Origin of the sequence: Rhodoluna miladensis (SeqCode), from assembly GCF_965234705.1 — a bacterium.
GTDB classification, from domain to species: domain Bacteria; phylum Actinomycetota; class Actinomycetes; order Actinomycetales; family Microbacteriaceae; genus Rhodoluna; species Rhodoluna miladensis.
The window spans coordinates 52,372-67,565 of the sequence record NZ_OZ248465.1; the positions used below are offsets into that span (position 1 = coordinate 52,372).

The following is a 15,194-nucleotide window of genomic DNA, read 5'->3' on the forward strand; positions in this document are numbered from 1 at the left end:
AATGACAGATCTACCAATCAAGAGATCCTTCAAAGATGACTTTGGAGTCGAGATCATGTTCTACGAGTGGCCGGTTGCAGAACCTAAAGCTGTGATCCAGATAGCTCACGGTCTAGGCGAGCACGCCAGAAGATACGACGCAATGGCAGCAACGCTGAACAAGGCTGGCTTTAGCGTCTATGCCGATGACCACAGAGGTCACGGTCAAACTGGTGTCAAACAGCTTGAGAACAAACAAATCAAGCGATTGGGAAACCTAGGTCCTGGAGGAATGAAAGCCACTTACAAGCAAGTGGCCGACTTTTCAAAACTAATCAAGGCCGAAAACCCCAACCGACCACTTGTTCTTCTTGGACACAGTTGGGGATCATTCATCGCTCAGAAGGTAATCAACAAGTATTCAGATATGTACGACGCAGTCATACTTTCGGGTTCCGCTTTGACCATGCCTGGCTATCTTGCAACAGGGGATTTCAACAAGGTCTGGAAGAAACTTCCTGGATCAACTGGCTACGAGTGGCTCTCAAGAGATGTTGAAATTCAGAACAAGTTCGTTGCAGACCCGCTGACCTTCCTAGCTGCTGCAGCCCAGGTGCTTGGAATCAAGAACTCGCTGGAGATGTTTGGAAAACCTTCCAAGGACGTAAGGCGTGATCTGCCGATCTTGGTGCAGGTCGGCGAAGCTGACCCAATCGGTGGAGAGTATTCCAACAAGGCTCTTGTTGAGGCTTATAGGAAAAACGCTGGCATTGACGACATTGAACTGTACGTTTACCACGAGTGCAGACACGAGATCTATAACGAGCTCAACAAAGAAGCCATCATTGATGACCTTGTGACTTGGGTCAATCAGAGAGTTAGCTAGAAACTAGCCCCTAGCTCCCGGCCAACGGCAAGCAGCAATAGCGTCTTCAATGGAGCCTTTGAGAAGGTCATGGGTTTCTGGGTGCCTTTTCATATACATAACTACGTATGAACAAACCGGAACAACCTTGTCATTCGAGTTAGCCCTAACATCCGCCAAAGCCTCACGCATTAGATCAGCGGCATAGCCTTTGTTTTGCTGATCTGGATCAACCTCGGTGTGGACAAAGTGGCGTTCTCCTGGCATCAAAGAGTAGTCAGCTAGACCTATGCGCTTATCTTCCAACCACAACTCGTATCTGTGAGCTTCTTGGTTGTGAATCACTTTTGGTTCCATGGTGTTAATCTTTCCCTTGTGAGTGACCCTAAGAACACTGTTCTAAAGAACACCGTCTATCTCGGGGATAACCTTGCCATTTTGCAGTCTATTCCGACTGAATCCATTGACCTTATCTATATCGACCCACCGTTCAACACTGGCCGCTCCCAGCAACGATCCAAGGAAACCACCCGTCGAAACGACGAGGGTGACCGAGTCGGGTTCAAGGGTAAAAGGTACGAGACGGTCAAATCCCAAGTACTTTCCTATGATGACCAGTTCGTTGATTACTGGGCCTTCTTGGAGCCAAGGCTCCAAGAAGCACACCGACTTTTGAAACCAACAGGAACCCTTTATCTACACCTCGACTACCGAGAGTCTCACTACGCCAAGGTGCTTCTTGATTCCCTCTTTGGACCAGATAACTTCTTGAACGAGATCATCTGGGCCTATGACTACGGAGGCAAATCCAAATCGCGCTGGCCAGCCAAGCACGACACCATCTTGGTTTTTGTCAAAGATCCTAAGCAGTACTACTTCGATTCAGAAACAGTTGACCGCGAACCATACATGGCACCAGGACTAGTCACAGAAGAGAAGGTTGCCAAAGGCAAGCTTCCAACCGATGTCTGGTGGCACACCATCGTTTCCCCAACTGGCAAGGAAAAGACAGGGTATCCAACCCAAAAGCCAATTGGAATCCTGCGCCGAATCATTCAGGCAAGTAGCAAAAAAGGAGACGTCGTTTTGGACTTCTTTGCTGGATCTGGAACAACAGGAGTTGTTGCCAACATGTTGGGCAGAAGATTCGTTTTGGTCGATCAAAACCCAGAGGCGCTAGAAGTTATTCAGCAGCGGCTTGAAGGTGTCGAGTACGAGTTGGTTAGGGCTTAGCCAGGAATGTTCTGGTTTGTTTTCAAAACAAACCAGTCATCAAATTCAGATAGCTCAGGGTAGACCTGACGGTAGCCATTGGCTTCGAGAAGCTGTTTTACCTTAGGCCTGTTCTCTAGGTAGTTGTGCTCAACGCAGATTGCTCCAAAAGAGTGCAGGGAAAAATCAAAGGCGTTCAAAATCTCGAACTCACTACCTTCAGTGTCTACAGAGAGAAATTCGATGTGCTTGGGGGCTTTGTGGCTCTTTAGGAGATCAAGTAGGGAAATGGTCTCCACCTGATACGAGGCAGTTGTTCTGTCTAGAATCCCGTGATTATCACCGCCCGTGAACTCAGTTATGCCCGAGAGCTCACCGATGTAGTTCTCTGAGAAGCTGATCTGCTCACCGGTTCTTGAGTAAACGCACCGAGTATCAACGATGCAGGAGCGGTTTCTTTTTAGATCCTCATGCCAACTTCTACTTGGCTCACAAAGAACACCTGACCAGCCAAATTCCTTTTCCAGTAGGTAGCTATTGCTGAGAGCAACACCATCAGCAGCACCAAACTCGACAAAGAAGCCAGGCTTCTTTATACCTGAACCAATTAGGGCAAGAAGATCCTGGCCTAGCTGACTTTTGGACGATTTGTAAGCTTGGCGTGCTTCAACTGGGGAAATACCCACCCCTTGGGGAAGGCGAATCAAATCTCCAAGAAGCTTCTTCTTGGACTTGGAGTTGATTGAATACCCAAAAGCCAACAGAATGCTGGAAACAAAGTTCTTTAGGCGGGGCATTGGTCAAGGCTACCAGTTAGCAACAACTGGCTCTAAGCCTGCTTGTTCCTTGAGTATCTGCTGAGTAGCAGCATCACTAACAACACAAAAATAATCAAGATGGCTGAGACAGCCATCGCCATTCCATAGTTTTGCTCACCAGGTCTAGCAATCAAACGAAACAACAATGTTGGGATGGTTCCTTCTGATCCGTAGGCAAGGAAACTACTTGCACCAAACTCGCCAACAGAAATAATCACTGCGTAGCCTGCAGCAGTAAGCAAAACCCCCTTGATCATTCCTGATTCAACAAATCTCCAGATTTGCCAAGAGGAAGCCCCATCAAGAGCTGCCTGTTCGATTGGCTCTTTGCCAATCGAAATAAGCGCTGGATAAACCAGCCTGATGACCATAGGAAGTGCAATCAATGCTTGCGCTAGCGGAACAATCAACCAGGAGGATCTAAGTGGGAACCAGGCAACATTAAATGAAACCAGGAATCCAAACCCGAGCACAACGCTAGATACTCCTAAAGGAACCAGAAACACCAAGTCCCAAAGCTTTTGTTTGGTTCTAACCAGCAGCCAGGAAATCAGCGTTCCAAGGACAAAGGCGATTGCTGCGGCAACAACCATGTTTCTAAGCGAGTTTGCAGCAGCATCCAAAACTGAAATGTTAAGGAGGTCTCTTGCACCGCGAGTTCCCAAGTTTGCAAAGTTGGTGAAACCCCAGCCATCACCTACCTTGAAAGCTTCGACCAATACCAACAGCATTGGCATAACCAAAAGACCCACAACAATGCCAGCTGTGAGTGCCGAAGCCGGCCAGTCACGCTTGTCCACCCGAGGTTTGCGCGTGCCCTCAAAGACTTGCTCAAGACCGACTGTTCCTTTGGCAAGGGACGACCCAACTAGAAAAGCGGCTGCTGTGATCAGGGTCTGGACAAAAACCAGTGCGGCAGCTGCCTCAAGATCCAGAAACTGGGCAGCTGAAAAGTAAATGGCCGTCTCTATTGTTTGCACCTTGCCGCCGCCAAGTACCAAGACAATTCCAAAGCTGGTTGCAGAAAATAGAAACACCAGAGCAGCGGCTGAAAAGATCGCAGGTCGAAGCTGGGGTAAAGAAACGGCCAGCAGGGTGCGGAGCCTTCCGGCACCATCCAGCTCAGCTGCCTCATCTATTTCAGTGTCGAGGCCAGCCCAGACACCGCCAATGGTTCTAACTGCAATCGAGTAGTTGACGAACACATGGGCAGCGATGATCCAATAAATCGGGTCAGATAAGAAGGTAAGACCTATTTCTATCCAGAAATCGTGGACGTTTCTAAAGACAGTGAAACCAACGGCCACCACGATGCTGGGAAGAACAAAGGGAACAGTGATTAGAGCCTTGACTAGCCTTTGCCCTGGGAATGATTTTCTGTATAAGAGGTATGCGCCGGGAATCGCAATAACAAGCGTCACAAGAGTTGAAACAGCCGCCTGCCACAGGGTGAACCAAATAACCTCGAGAGTCTTTGGTTCTGAAAGCGTGGCTAGCCAATCGCCAGAGAATCCTAAGGAGGTTATCTTGGCGATTGGCCAATAGAACAAGACCGCTGCGAAGGTTAGCGGTATCGCCCAGAGCAGTTTTCTAATCAAAGATTGCTGACCACTTGGTTTGCCACTTCTCACGGTGGGAAGAGATTCTCAAGTCTTCACCAATGGTTGATGTAGCTGCAGGGCCAAACTCGGACCACGCGGCAGGAATGACTGCCTTCTCGTTTACCGGATACACATACATCAACCCAGGCATGGTGTTCTGGAAAGATTCTGAAAGCAAGAACTCAACCAGAGCCTTTGCACCTTCTGGGTTAGAAGCTCCTGCAAGGGTTCCAACAAACTCGGTTTGTCTGAAGCACTCATCCATCAGCGCAGCTGTTTGTGACTTACCGTCCTCTCGGATCTCGGCCGCAGGGGAGGAGCTATAGCTCAAAACAATTGGATATTCACCATTACCTGAGGAGCCAGAGAAGTAAGTGAAGTAAGCCTCTTCCCAACCGGCTGCAACCATCACCCCGTTATCTCTAAGCTCTTTCCAGTACTGCTCAAAACTTTGCTCACCAAAGGCAGCAACCGTGGTGGCTAGAAAAGCTAAACCCGGGGAAGAAGAGAGAGGGTTCGTGACAACAGTAAGGCTGTTGTAAGCAGGCTTGGTCAAATCTCTCCAGGATGCAGGAGGTTTCATGCCGCGTTTTTCAAACCAAAGCCTGTCGTAGTTGAAACAAACGTCTGCGTAGTCGACTGCAACCAAGTCACCTTCGATGATGCCGTTCTCATCAGCGATACCTCGGAAGGTGTTGTCGATACCAAACACCACATCAGCAATCGGCGAGTCTTTGGTGAGAACTAAACGGTTGGTAAGGCTTCCGGCATCGCCAGCTCGAATGATTTCCAGCTCAAAGCCGGAAGCTTCCTGAAATTCAGCTATTGACTCGTCTGAGATAGCGAAGGAATCGTGAGCAACCAAGGTGACCTTGGTGGCTACTTGGTCAGCTGGTGCGCAGCCTGCGAGTAGCAAGCTGGATCCAGCAAGTAGTGAAATCAGTTTGTTCATTTCGTGCCCCTTTAGTTTCGGTAGGCACGGGATGTATCAAGAGTGTCCTCCCTGCGCTGGCATTACCCAGATCAGGTTCGACGGTCGAAGACTTTAGTCTTCCTCTCAGTCTGGTTTACCCAAACTCCCGTGTTATCTATAAGTCTAAGCTCCAAGGCAATCTTTGCAAGCAAAGTTAGGCTGACCATATGCCTCAAAACAACGGACGGGTATCAATGCGCCTTCGGCGCTTGATTACTCTCTCAGTTGTTGGGGCCTTGCTAGTTGGCGCAGCCGGAGCTCTTGGCTTGCCAAAGATGTTTTCCGATCAGGTAGCCAACCTTCCCGAGTCAATCCAGACCATCGCTGACCAAGTCCAAGCCAAACCTGCGACCATTTTTGACCCACCGAAATACTCGATTGACGAAGCAGATTCGATCTGGGTGGTTGTGAACAAACAAAGACAGATATCGCCACTTAAGTACCAGCCGGGCAATCTAGTCTTTCCAGCCTTTGCGAAGCCAAAAGTTCAAAACCCCTTTAGTCTGCAGCTGCGAGAAGAAGCAGCCCTAGCAACAGAAGAGATGGCTTCAGCCATGGCTGAAGAGGGCATCGGCACCTTGATCCTGAACAGTGGATTTAGAACCTACAAAAATCAGCAGGGTCTATACAACAGAACTAGAGACACCCGAGGGCTTGCTGTCGCCGAAAAACTCTCGGCTAGACCTGGACACTCGGAACACCAACTGGGGCTCGCAGCCGATTTCTCAGTTAGGGGTCAGGGCTGCGTGATTATGGTTTGTTTTGGCAACACCGAAGCAGGCAAATGGCTTGCAGGAAATGCCCATGAGTATGGCTTCATCTTGAGATACCCCAAGGGATACAAACCGATTACAGGTTTCCAATACGAGCCTTGGCATTTTAGGTATGTGGGTGTTGAGCTAGCTGGGGAGATGAAGACAAGGGGAGTAAGTACTTTGGAAGAGTTTTGGGGCCTAGAGTTTGCCCAAAGCTATTAGTGTCAATTCGCGACAATTTCTTTAGAAGCTATAACAAGAAATTGTCTACCCAGAATCCTCCACGCAAGTGGAAACCAAAGGTACAAGCGGACTAGCAGAGGGTGAGAGGGAAGTCGCCCATTCACGGAATATGGCAGAAATTTTGGAATCACGCGATCCAGCGCAAAGCCTTTTAGCTCAAGAATTTCGGAAAGAGATAAATGCGTCAACCCAAGGCGGTGGTCGTAAAAATCCCAGTATTCGCCGGGCAAATAACGAAGGTTTGGGCCAAGGATTATTAGTTTGCCGCCTGATACTAGGCAACTATGAATACTGTCTAGTAATTCTTCCAAGTCCGATTTGCTCTCTAGGTGCTCTAAGAAATTACTGATAAAAACTACGTTGAGATCCTTTAGGCCAAGCGAATCAAGATTTCTCGAGCTTTGGCAAAAAAAAGACACCTCCTCACCTACAAAGGCCGCAGCGTCGGGATTCAGGTCGACGGCAAACTTCTCCCGACCATTTATTTGAGAAATGAACTCACCATAGCCTGAAGCAATCTCGAGGACTTTACCCCCACCCGCAGAATCAACTTCCTTTTGAAAGTACCCGTCAATTAGTACCTTCCAGATTTTCTTCTTATTTTCTCTCTTGGAAGCTGGGAACCTGCGAATGTACAGCTTCGACAAAGCGCTCTTATCGTCCATAACCTTATGCTATCTGAAGAAGGTGTTAACTATCCTTTCGGCGGTGGCCCCAAGAAACGGTTACGGGAATTGAGTGTCAGGCACAGATTCAGAACATTCGGAATCGATGCCTGGTCAACTTTAGGTTCGCAACCCAAACCAATTTCTCTAAAAACAGGAGGGCAGCCCCAAGAAATCGGAAATTTTCCTCTAACCTTGTCTTTATGCCTGCCAAGACTTCAAAGCCCACGACCAACCTAACCTTCGCATTCTTAGGTCCAGTTGGAACTTTCACTGAACTTGCCCTTGCTCAAGTCAAAGAGTCGAAGAACGCCAAGAAGATTGCAGTGAACCATGTGGCGGAGGCAATCGAACTTGTGATTTCAGGCAAAGCCAAAAGAGCAATCATTCCTGTTGAGAACTCAATAGAAGGTGGAGTATCAGCAACTCTGGATGCCCTAGCCGGAACAGACAAGATCAGAATCTACGGAGAGTACCTCGTTCCTGTTAGCTTCAACCTGGTTGCAAGACCCGGCACAAAACTTTCAGATATCAAGACAATTGCAACCCACCCGGTTGCCTACGCCCAGAGCCGCAAATGGCTACTTGAAAAACTTCCTAAGCACGTTCATCTTCCTGCAACCTCAACAGCAGCGGCAGCTGCTGCCTTGTTGACTTCAGAACAAGCTGATGCAGCTATCGCTGCACCAACCATTACCAACCACCACAAACTCATCACACTGGCTAAGCACATTGGTGAGAACAAGCAGGCTCAGACAAGATTCATCCAGATTGGTTTGGCAGGAGATTTACCTAAACCAACTGGAGCCGACAAGACCTCTGTGATTGTTGAACTTCCATCCGATCAGCCTGGAGCACTGCTTGCCATGCTCGAGCAGTTCTCAACCAGAGGCGTGAACCTAACAAGAATCGAGTCACGACCAATCGGGGACAAACTCGGAAGGTACCGATTCAACATTGACGCCGAAGGCCATGTCTCGGATGAGTCAGTGGGAGAAGCCCTTGCGGGGCTTCACAGATTCAGCCCCAAGGTGAGCTTTCTTGGTTCATACCCAAGAGCAGATAAGCAACAAACTACTCCGTCAGGCAATAACTCAAATGGCCAGTATGCGGATGCGAGTAAATGGCTAGAAGGTATTAGGCGCCGCTAGCCCCTAGAGCCATAAGTCAAATCCGATGACCACAAAATCATGCGCAAGTCGCTCAAATTGAACCATGTACAGGGTGATTTAGATTCAAAGCCCTTTTGAGGGCGCGCCCGCCTTGGGTAGGCTGTTGTTTAATGAATTCTTGGATCAATAGGGATGGGCCTCATTAGCGTAGTAGTAATTGGCGGTGGCGGGCACGTCGGGCTGCCACTTTCAATCATGTTGGCAGATTCTGGGCTTAAGGTAGCAATCTACGACACTTCAGAGGCAACAGTCGCCAAGATTTTGTCAGGAGAAATGCCCTTTTGGGAGCCAGGAGCCCATGCTCTCCTAACAAAAGCTTTGGCAAATGGAAACCTGACCGCATCCACTGACCCAAGCGCTATTTCTGAGGGCGAGATAGTAGTTGTTGTTATTGGTACTCCGGTAGACGAGCACTTAAATCCGGACCCAAACGCTTTGAGCAAAGCTCTAGAGGTCAGCAAGAGCCACTTCAAGGGTGGGCAACTGTTGGTGCTTAGGTCAACAATCTTCCCCGGAGTGACTCGTCAGATTGAAGACCTCGTGGCAAGGTGGGGGCTAGACATTGACGTCTCATTCGCCCCCGAAAGAATTGCGGAGCACAAAGCCGTCGAAGAGCTAGTTTCGTTGCCTCAGATTGTGGCATCTCGATCTGATCGAGGATTTGAAAGAACCAGGGACCTATTTCTCAGTCTCACCCAAGAAGTAATCAGACTCAGTCCGGAAGAGGCGGAGCTAGCCAAGCTGTTCACAAACTCTTGGCGCTATGTGAAATTTGCCATGGCAAATCAATTCTTCATGATGGCAAACGAACGGGGCCTAGATTTTGAAGTTATCCGGTCTGCAATGCAGCACAACTACCCGCGAGCAGCCGATATGGCGGGCCCTGGATTTGCAGCCGGACCTTGTCTTTTCAAGGACACCATGCAACTGGCAGCGTTCTCCGACAACAAATTCCAACTGGGCCACTCGGCAATGCTCGTGAATGAGGGCTTACCTCTTTATGTGGTTTCAAAGCTGGAAGAAAAGCATGATTTGAGGTCGATGACCGTTGGAATCCTAGGCATGAGCTTTAAAGCAGGCTCAGATGATATACGCAGTTCGCTGTCTTACAAACTCAAGCGAGTTTTGGAGTTTAAGGCCAAAACTGTAATCTGCACGGACCCGATGGTCACCAAAGAGACGGACCCCAATCTTCTGCCCTTAGAAACAGTTGTTTCACAATCGGACATCTTAATAATCGCTACCCCCCACAAGGAATATGCCTCGCTTCAGTCCGAGAAGTTGCTAGTGGATGTTTGGGGCCTAACTGGTAAAGGGGTCCGCGTTTGACCACCCCTAGCGTCTCAATTGTTATTCCTGCTTACAACGAAGGAGACAAAGCAATACCGGGCCTGAGAGGAATTCATAACTTGGTCGCAACCAGCAATGAGATCCTCGTTGTTGTAGACAACGAAAGTGATACTACGGCCCCATCCGTTAGAGAACTATCAAAGGAAATTCCAAGTATCAAGCTATTAATCAACACCTACGGACCAGGTCCTGCAAATGCGATCCGATTTGGTATTCAGAACTCTAGAGCTGCGACAGTAATTGTGAGCATGGCTGATGGCTGCGATGACGCATCCCAAATTGATGAACTTACTCGACTTGTGGAAAGAGGCGTTGTTATAGCTTCAGCGTCTAGATACATGCCAGGGGGTCAGCAAGTAGGTGGCCCAAGGTTGAAAAGGACTCTCTCAAAGTTAGCGGGTAGAACCTTTGCTTTTCTAACAGGAGTTGGAACACGAGATGTAACAAACTCGTTCAAGGCTTACAATCGCTTATTTGTCGAATCAGTGAAAATCCACAGCAAGGACGGGTTCGAAATTGGAATTGAACTCGTTGCAAAAGCCAGAAGGTTAAACGAGCCAGTGGCGGAGATACCAACTACCTGGATTGACAGGTCGTTTGGTAAGTCAAATTTTCAACTCACGAAGTGGTTGCCCAGCTATCTCAAGTGGTACTTATTTGGTTTGGGCTTCGAGAAAATTCATAGTGAGGCAGCAAAAACTCTAAAAACAATAAGGGGTAAGTCTTGAAGGTTCTAGTTTCTGGCTCCAACGGTTTTATCGGCGGGTACATCGTCGAGGAATTGCTTAGTCAAGGATACGAAGTTGTTGGAGTCGACAACTTCTCAAAGTATGGGCGAATTGAGAAAAGCTACGACTCGCATCCGCATTACACCTTGATCGAAGGGGATGCTTCGGATGCCGCATTTATGAGACAAGCTCTTAGGGGCTGTGACCACTTTATTGCTGGAGCTGCCCTTATCGGAGGAATCTCCTACTTTCATACCTATGCTTACGATCTACTTGCAAAAAACGAGAGAATCACCGCCGCCGCTTGCGACGCTGCAATCGAAGCAATCAAGGACGGCACTTTAAAAAAAGTCACGTACATGAGTTCATCCATGGTCTTCGAATCCACAGATAGATGGCCTAGTAAAGAGGGCGACGAGCGTCTAGTCCCACCCCCACTTTCGTCTTATGGATTTCAAAAGCTAGCCGTGGAGTACTTTGCCCGTGCTGCTTGGGATCAGTACAAACTTCCTTACACAATCATTCGACCATTTAACTGTGTAGGAATCGGTGAATCCCGTGCCTTAGGGGATGTGGAGATAGAGTCCGGAAACGTGAAGCTCGCGATGAGCCATGTAGTGCCGGATCTGGTCCAAAAAGTACTTCGCGGACAGAATCCGGTAACGATTCTTGGCGACGGAAGTCAGGTGAGACACTATACATACGGCGGGGATCTAGCTAAGGGTATTGTTTTGTCCCTCGAGCATCCCGGGGCCATGAACGAGGACTTTAATCTGTCAACAAGCACCGGACATACGGTTTTGGATCTGCTCGAGTTAATCTGGACAAAAATCCATGGGGACACGGCTACGCTCGAAATTCTTCAAAGTGATGGCTTCGAGTTTGATGTGAAGAGGCGCATACCTGATACAACCAAAGCAAAGTCCGTTTTGGATTTTTCAGCCGACACCAACCTGTCGGATATGCTAGATGAAGTGATCCCTTGGATTCGCTCGGCCATCCAGAATGGGACAATTTAAGGTAAGGCTGAAGTGAGCCCCTCGTCGGAATCAAAACTTCCCGGCACCTCTAATTTAGGTCCGAGAAATATTCGGTCCTGGCTCGCAGGCTACGGATTTCTCGCCGTGATTCTATTTCTAGGGACTGTTTCTCGAGCCATCCAACTCGGCTTCCCTGTATCTGGTCCTTACGAATTCAGACAAACCCAAACTGCATTTGCCGTTCGGGGTTTAGTTCAAGGTGAGGGGAGCCCACTGTTTTCTTACTTGCCGGTTTTTGGACAGGCAAACCAAGTGCCTTTTGAGTTCCCGATTTTTCAAATTATGGCGGCTCAAGTTTCTTCACTCGGCGTAACCGAAGCCTTTTCTGGAAGATTTGTTTCATTTCTCATGTTTCAGGTGTCGGCTATCCTTACATGGGTCCTAGCTCGGCACCTCTTCGGGCTGACAGTGGCAAACGTCAGTCTCATTATTTTCGAGTTCTCTCCTTTTGGAATGGTCTGGGGCGCAGCTTTCCTCATCGAATCGACTGCACTCACTTTCACTTTGAGCGCCATAATCACCCTAGAGGTTGCACGCCGAAGAGGGATGGGCAAACTCCTCCCGTTGGCAGCGTTCTTAGCAATCTTGGCTTTCTTGGTGAAAATCACTACACCTATAGGTTGGTTTGCTGGTTACCTCGCTTATTTGGCAATGACAGAGAGAATTGTTTGGCAACCGCTCAGCCTAGTAAAGAAGTTTGGACCTATGACCCTAACGGGCTTGTTAGGGCTAATCTCCGGAGTGGGTTGGAGTGAGATTGCTGACGAAGTTAAAGCACTTCATCCAATTACGAATCAACTCACTAGTTCAAGCCTTAGGAGTTGGACCTTTGGGACACTTGACCAAAGATTAGATCCAGGTGTTTACCTACAGTTGGCAACCACTCCAATACTCCTCATTCTCGGGGCTTCAATGTTGCTATTTGTTCCGGCATTGCATCTGACAAGACGCAGCTTCGAATGGAAGGAACTTCTTGCAATGTCATTGGTGGCCCTGATCAACATTTCTCTATTCATCAACCTCTATTTTGTCCACGAGTATTACTTCATGGCAATTTATCCTGCCCTTGCCACGCTCGCCGGTTGGGCTGTGTCAAGGGCGGCGCTGTTTCTTCAAGGCGATAGGCGAGTAGTTGCTGCCCTCACAATCCTTACCCTTGCCAGCACCTGGTTTGGCCCGGCCGGGCCAAGAGCTCAATGGGATTCGTTTTCAAAGCCCCAACAAACTAAGGAAGTGTCGGCCCTGCGGGATAACACAGACCCCACTTCAAAAGTCTTGGCACTTGGCTGTGATTGGGACCCCACACTTTTTTATCACGCGGAAAGAACTGGGCTTATGATTCCGGGCTGGTACAAATTCAATGACGAATTATGGAAGTTTGAAGACCTTAGCTCCTACAGCCATTTGGCAACTTGTGGAGAAGCAAAAGTCAGCGACATCGGAGCGCTTTCAGCCCTCAGGCTCAGAGAGGTATCCCCAGGATTCCTGTTTTTGATTCTGAAGTAGAACTGGCGGTTGCCTTGTATTCTTGAAGGGTGATCGACCTCAATCTCCTTAGGGAAAACCCAGAAGCCATAAAGGCTTCTCAGCGCGCCCGTGGGCGCGATGAGAAACTAGTCGATCAGGCAGCAGAAGCAGATGCCAAGCGCCGCAAGGCGCTCGCCGAGTTTGAAACCCTTCGAGCAGAACAAAACGCTCACTCCAAACTTGTTTCAACTGCGCCCAAGGAGGAAAAGGCAGCTCTTGTTGCTGCAGCCCAAGAGCTAGCTGGCAAAGTGAAGGCGGCTAACGAGGCAGCCAATATTGCAGCCGAAGAGCTCGATGTGATCATCTGGAAGATAGAGAATGTAGTTCTTCATGGTGTCCCTGCCGGAGGTGAAAACGACTTTGTCGTTGTAAAAGAAGTCGGCACCAAATCAAACTTCTCATTCGAACCCAAAGATCACGTTGCCCTTGGTGAATCCCTAGACGTTATAGATATTGAGCGGGGAGCCAAGATCTCAGGTTCTCGTTTTTACTTCCTTAAAGGAATGGGTGCTCGCCTCGAGCTAGCACTTATGAACCTAGCTCTCGATAAGGCAACAAAGGCTGGATTCACAGCACTGATCACCCCGACTTTAGTCCGACCAGATGTAATGGCAGGAACCGGATTCCTGGGTGAGCATGCCGACGAGATTTACTATCTGCCAGCAGATGATCTTTATCTAACTGGAACCAGCGAGGTCGCCCTCGCTGGTTACCACAGTGACGAGATCATCGAACTGACAGATGGACCCCTTCGCTACGCAGGCTGGTCCACTTGCTACCGCAGAGAAGCCGGAAGCCACGGAAAAGATACCCGAGGAATCCTCAGGGTTCACCAGTTCAACAAGCTAGAAATGTTTAGCTACATCGCTCCAGAACAAGCAGAAGCAGAACACCAAAAGCTTCTGGCCTTCCAAGAAGAGATGCTTCAGGCTTGTGAGCTGCCGTATCGAGTGGTTGAAACAGCAGCCGGAGATCTAGGCTCCTCTGCTGCAAGAAAATACGACGTCGAAGCCTGGGTTCCAACGCAAGGAAATTACCGAGAGCTAACTTCAACTTCTAACTGCACGACCTATCAGGCTAGAAGGCTAAACGTTCGCTATCGCACCTCTGATGGCAAGACCGCAACCGTCGCAACGTTGAACGGCACCTTGGCAACAACCAGATGGCTGGTAGCCATCTTGGAGAACCATCAGCAAGCTAATGGTTCGGTCAAGATTCCAGCTGCTCTTCGCCCATACCTTAGCGGCGAAGAATTCATTATGCCCAAGAGTGCATAAAAGAAGTATTAGAGAACTAATCAGCTATGCGTAGCATTTCCCCAAGTGATCGCTGGTTGATTGGGCTGGATATCGACGGAACCCTTGTTCACGACGATGGCTACCTATCTCCTGAGGTAGTCAAAGAAGTCCAAAGAGTCAAAGACCTAGGCCACGAGGTTATTGTTGCCACCGGCCGCGCAGCGGCCAATGCGGTCCCTGTTGTTCGTGACCTTGGAATAGAACAAGGCTTTGTCGTCAGCTCCAACGGAGCTGTGACAGTTGAACTAGATCTTGATCACCCAAGGGGATTCAAGATGACCGATGTTGTGACATTTGACCCAGCTGAAGTCTTAGCTCAGTTGATTGAGCATCTTCCCGAGGCACACTTCGCAGTGGAAGATCTTGATGGAAGCTACCGATTCCATCGACCATTTCCCACCTACGCCCTAGGAGATCAAAACTTCGAGACTCCCCTGGAGGAGCTGATGCACCAACCGGTTAGCCGTGTTGTGGTGCTTTCCCCAGAGCACGATGTGGATGAGTTTCTTGGACTTATCTCAAAGATTGGTCTTGCTTCAGTTAGCTACGCAATTGGATACACAGCTTGGCTAGATATCTCCCCCCAAGGAGTATCTAAGGCAAGTGCTCTGGAAGTCCAAAGGCAGCGTCTTGGTATATCCAATGGGCAAGTCCTAGTTATGGGTGATGGCCGAAACGACATAGAAATGTTTCAGTGGGCCAAAACCAACGGGGGACTAGCTTTTGCCATGGGCCAGGCACCCGAAGAGGTTCAGCTAGCAGCAACCGATGTCACATCATCGGTCACCGATGATGGGGTTGCTAGGGTTCTGGCCGGCTTTGAGGGCATCTTGTTCTCGAGGAAGAACTAACCCTGCGAACTCAGCTTTCTTGATTCGTAGTCTGCCGCAGATGAGGCCAGTAATGCCTTGAATTTATGTGGGTGTCACAACCCTTCGTGAGGATGAGCCCGAGTTCATCCGAGGACA

The 15,194-nt window shown here is 49.0% G+C and carries 15 protein-coding genes and 1 riboswitch; of the genes, 10 read left to right on the forward strand and 5 right to left on the reverse strand.

Annotated features, from left to right (window positions below):
- Position 1: 1 nt before the first annotated feature.
- The gene (locus AC8GDC_RS00270) at positions 2 to 865 is read left to right on the forward strand and encodes an alpha/beta fold hydrolase (RefSeq protein WP_506557886.1); all 864 of its coding nucleotides are present in this window, start codon (positions 2 to 4) and stop codon (positions 863 to 865) included.
- Between the two features lie 3 nt (positions 866 to 868).
- Here AC8GDC_RS00270 and AC8GDC_RS00275 read toward each other — a convergent pair whose 3' ends face one another.
- Positions 869 to 1,201 (reverse strand): GNAT family N-acetyltransferase, encoded by a 333-nt coding sequence (locus AC8GDC_RS00275; protein ID WP_506557887.1) that lies wholly within the window; start codon positions 1,199 to 1,201, stop codon positions 869 to 871.
- An 18-nt stretch (positions 1,202 to 1,219) separates the two neighbouring features.
- Between AC8GDC_RS00275 and AC8GDC_RS00280 the strand changes: the two genes are divergently transcribed.
- Positions 1,220 to 2,077: a DNA-methyltransferase gene (locus AC8GDC_RS00280; protein WP_506557888.1), complete on the forward strand. Its 858-nt coding sequence runs from the start codon at positions 1,220 to 1,222 to the stop codon at positions 2,075 to 2,077.
- Here AC8GDC_RS00280 and AC8GDC_RS00285 read toward each other — a convergent pair.
- From AC8GDC_RS00285 to AC8GDC_RS00295, 3 genes are read right to left on the reverse strand one after another with little or no spacing between them, the layout of a single operon-like run.
- Positions 2,074 to 2,853 (reverse strand): FkbM family methyltransferase, encoded by a 780-nt coding sequence (locus AC8GDC_RS00285; protein WP_506557889.1) that lies wholly within the window; start codon positions 2,851 to 2,853, stop codon positions 2,074 to 2,076. The two genes, AC8GDC_RS00280 and AC8GDC_RS00285, sit on opposite strands and share 4 nt — an antisense overlap.
- Positions 2,854 to 2,885: 32 nt before the next feature.
- Positions 2,886 to 4,505 carry an ABC transporter permease gene (locus tag AC8GDC_RS00290; RefSeq protein WP_506557890.1) on the reverse strand — a complete coding sequence of 540 codons (1,620 nt, stop codon included), beginning with the start codon at positions 4,503 to 4,505 and terminating at the stop codon, positions 2,886 to 2,888.
- Positions 4,465 to 5,427: a thiamine ABC transporter substrate-binding protein gene (locus AC8GDC_RS00295; protein WP_506557891.1), complete on the reverse strand. Its 963-nt coding sequence runs from the start codon at positions 5,425 to 5,427 to the stop codon at positions 4,465 to 4,467. Before AC8GDC_RS00295 ends, AC8GDC_RS00290 begins: the two co-directional genes overlap by 41 nt.
- A 30-nt stretch (positions 5,428 to 5,457) precedes the next feature.
- Positions 5,458 to 5,568: riboswitch (TPP riboswitch) on the reverse strand.
- Between the two features lie 47 nt (positions 5,569 to 5,615).
- Between AC8GDC_RS00295 and AC8GDC_RS00300 the strand changes: the two genes are divergently transcribed.
- Positions 5,616 to 6,425, forward strand: a complete 810-nt coding sequence (locus tag AC8GDC_RS00300) for a M15 family metallopeptidase (protein ID WP_506557892.1) — start codon at positions 5,616 to 5,618, stop codon at positions 6,423 to 6,425.
- 2 nt (positions 6,426 to 6,427) lie between these two features.
- Here AC8GDC_RS00300 and AC8GDC_RS00305 read toward each other — a convergent pair whose 3' ends face one another.
- Positions 6,428 to 7,111 (reverse strand): class I SAM-dependent methyltransferase, encoded by a 684-nt coding sequence (locus AC8GDC_RS00305; RefSeq protein ID WP_506557893.1) that lies wholly within the window; start codon positions 7,109 to 7,111, stop codon positions 6,428 to 6,430.
- Positions 7,112 to 7,314: 203 nt separating this feature from the next.
- On the opposite strand from AC8GDC_RS00305, the gene pheA reads away from it, so the two are divergent.
- From pheA to AC8GDC_RS00340, 7 genes are all read left to right on the forward strand, one after another.
- Positions 7,315 to 8,262: a prephenate dehydratase gene (gene pheA, locus AC8GDC_RS00310; RefSeq protein WP_506557894.1), complete on the forward strand. Its 948-nt coding sequence runs from the start codon at positions 7,315 to 7,317 to the stop codon at positions 8,260 to 8,262.
- Between the two features lie 153 nt (positions 8,263 to 8,415).
- The gene (locus AC8GDC_RS00315) at positions 8,416 to 9,612 is read left to right on the forward strand and encodes a nucleotide sugar dehydrogenase (RefSeq protein WP_506557895.1); all 1,197 of its coding nucleotides are present in this window, start codon (positions 8,416 to 8,418) and stop codon (positions 9,610 to 9,612) included.
- On the forward strand, positions 9,609 to 10,361 hold the full coding sequence (locus AC8GDC_RS00320) for a glycosyltransferase family 2 protein (RefSeq protein WP_506557896.1): 753 nt from the start codon (positions 9,609 to 9,611) through the stop codon (positions 10,359 to 10,361). The genes AC8GDC_RS00315 and AC8GDC_RS00320 overlap by 4 nt, the downstream gene beginning before the upstream one ends.
- Positions 10,358 to 11,380 (forward strand): NAD-dependent epimerase/dehydratase family protein, encoded by a 1,023-nt coding sequence (locus tag AC8GDC_RS00325; protein WP_506557897.1) that lies wholly within the window; start codon positions 10,358 to 10,360, stop codon positions 11,378 to 11,380. Before AC8GDC_RS00320 ends, AC8GDC_RS00325 begins: the two co-directional genes overlap by 4 nt.
- Positions 11,381 to 11,653: 273 nt before the next feature.
- Entirely contained in the window at positions 11,654 to 12,907 is a 1,254-nt protein-coding gene (locus AC8GDC_RS00330) for a glycosyltransferase family 39 protein (RefSeq protein WP_506557898.1), read from the forward strand.
- 29 nt (positions 12,908 to 12,936) lie between these two features.
- Complete coding sequence (gene serS / locus AC8GDC_RS00335; protein WP_506557899.1) at positions 12,937 to 14,205, forward strand: serine--tRNA ligase; 1,269 nt, start codon at positions 12,937 to 12,939, stop codon at positions 14,203 to 14,205.
- Between the two features lie 26 nt (positions 14,206 to 14,231).
- Positions 14,232 to 15,077, forward strand: a complete 846-nt coding sequence (locus AC8GDC_RS00340; RefSeq protein WP_506557900.1) for an HAD family hydrolase — start codon at positions 14,232 to 14,234, stop codon at positions 15,075 to 15,077.
- Positions 15,078 to 15,194 lie beyond the last annotated feature (117 nt).

What these genes read in the sequence shown, in the direction of transcription:
- AC8GDC_RS00270 (WP_506557886.1), top strand. Translation starts at nt 2, where the DNA reads ATGACAGATCTACCAATCAAGAGATCCTTCAAAGATGACTTTGGAGTC.
- AC8GDC_RS00275 (WP_506557887.1), bottom strand. Translation starts at nt 1,201, where the DNA reads ATGGAACCAAAAGTGATTCACAACCAAGAAGCTCACAGATACGAGTTG.
- AC8GDC_RS00285 (WP_506557889.1), bottom strand. Translation starts at nt 2,853, where the DNA reads ATGCCCCGCCTAAAGAACTTTGTTTCCAGCATTCTGTTGGCTTTTGGG.
- AC8GDC_RS00295 (WP_506557891.1), bottom strand. Translation starts at nt 5,427, where the DNA reads ATGAACAAACTGATTTCACTACTTGCTGGATCCAGCTTGCTACTCGCA.
- AC8GDC_RS00300 (WP_506557892.1), top strand. Translation starts at nt 5,616, where the DNA reads ATGCCTCAAAACAACGGACGGGTATCAATGCGCCTTCGGCGCTTGATT.
- AC8GDC_RS00305 (WP_506557893.1), bottom strand. Translation starts at nt 7,111, where the DNA reads ATGGACGATAAGAGCGCTTTGTCGAAGCTGTACATTCGCAGGTTCCCA.
- pheA (WP_506557894.1), top strand. Translation starts at nt 7,315, where the DNA reads ATGCCTGCCAAGACTTCAAAGCCCACGACCAACCTAACCTTCGCATTC.
- AC8GDC_RS00315 (WP_506557895.1), top strand. Translation starts at nt 8,416, where the DNA reads ATGGGCCTCATTAGCGTAGTAGTAATTGGCGGTGGCGGGCACGTCGGG.
- AC8GDC_RS00340 (WP_506557900.1), top strand. Translation starts at nt 14,232, where the DNA reads ATGCGTAGCATTTCCCCAAGTGATCGCTGGTTGATTGGGCTGGATATC.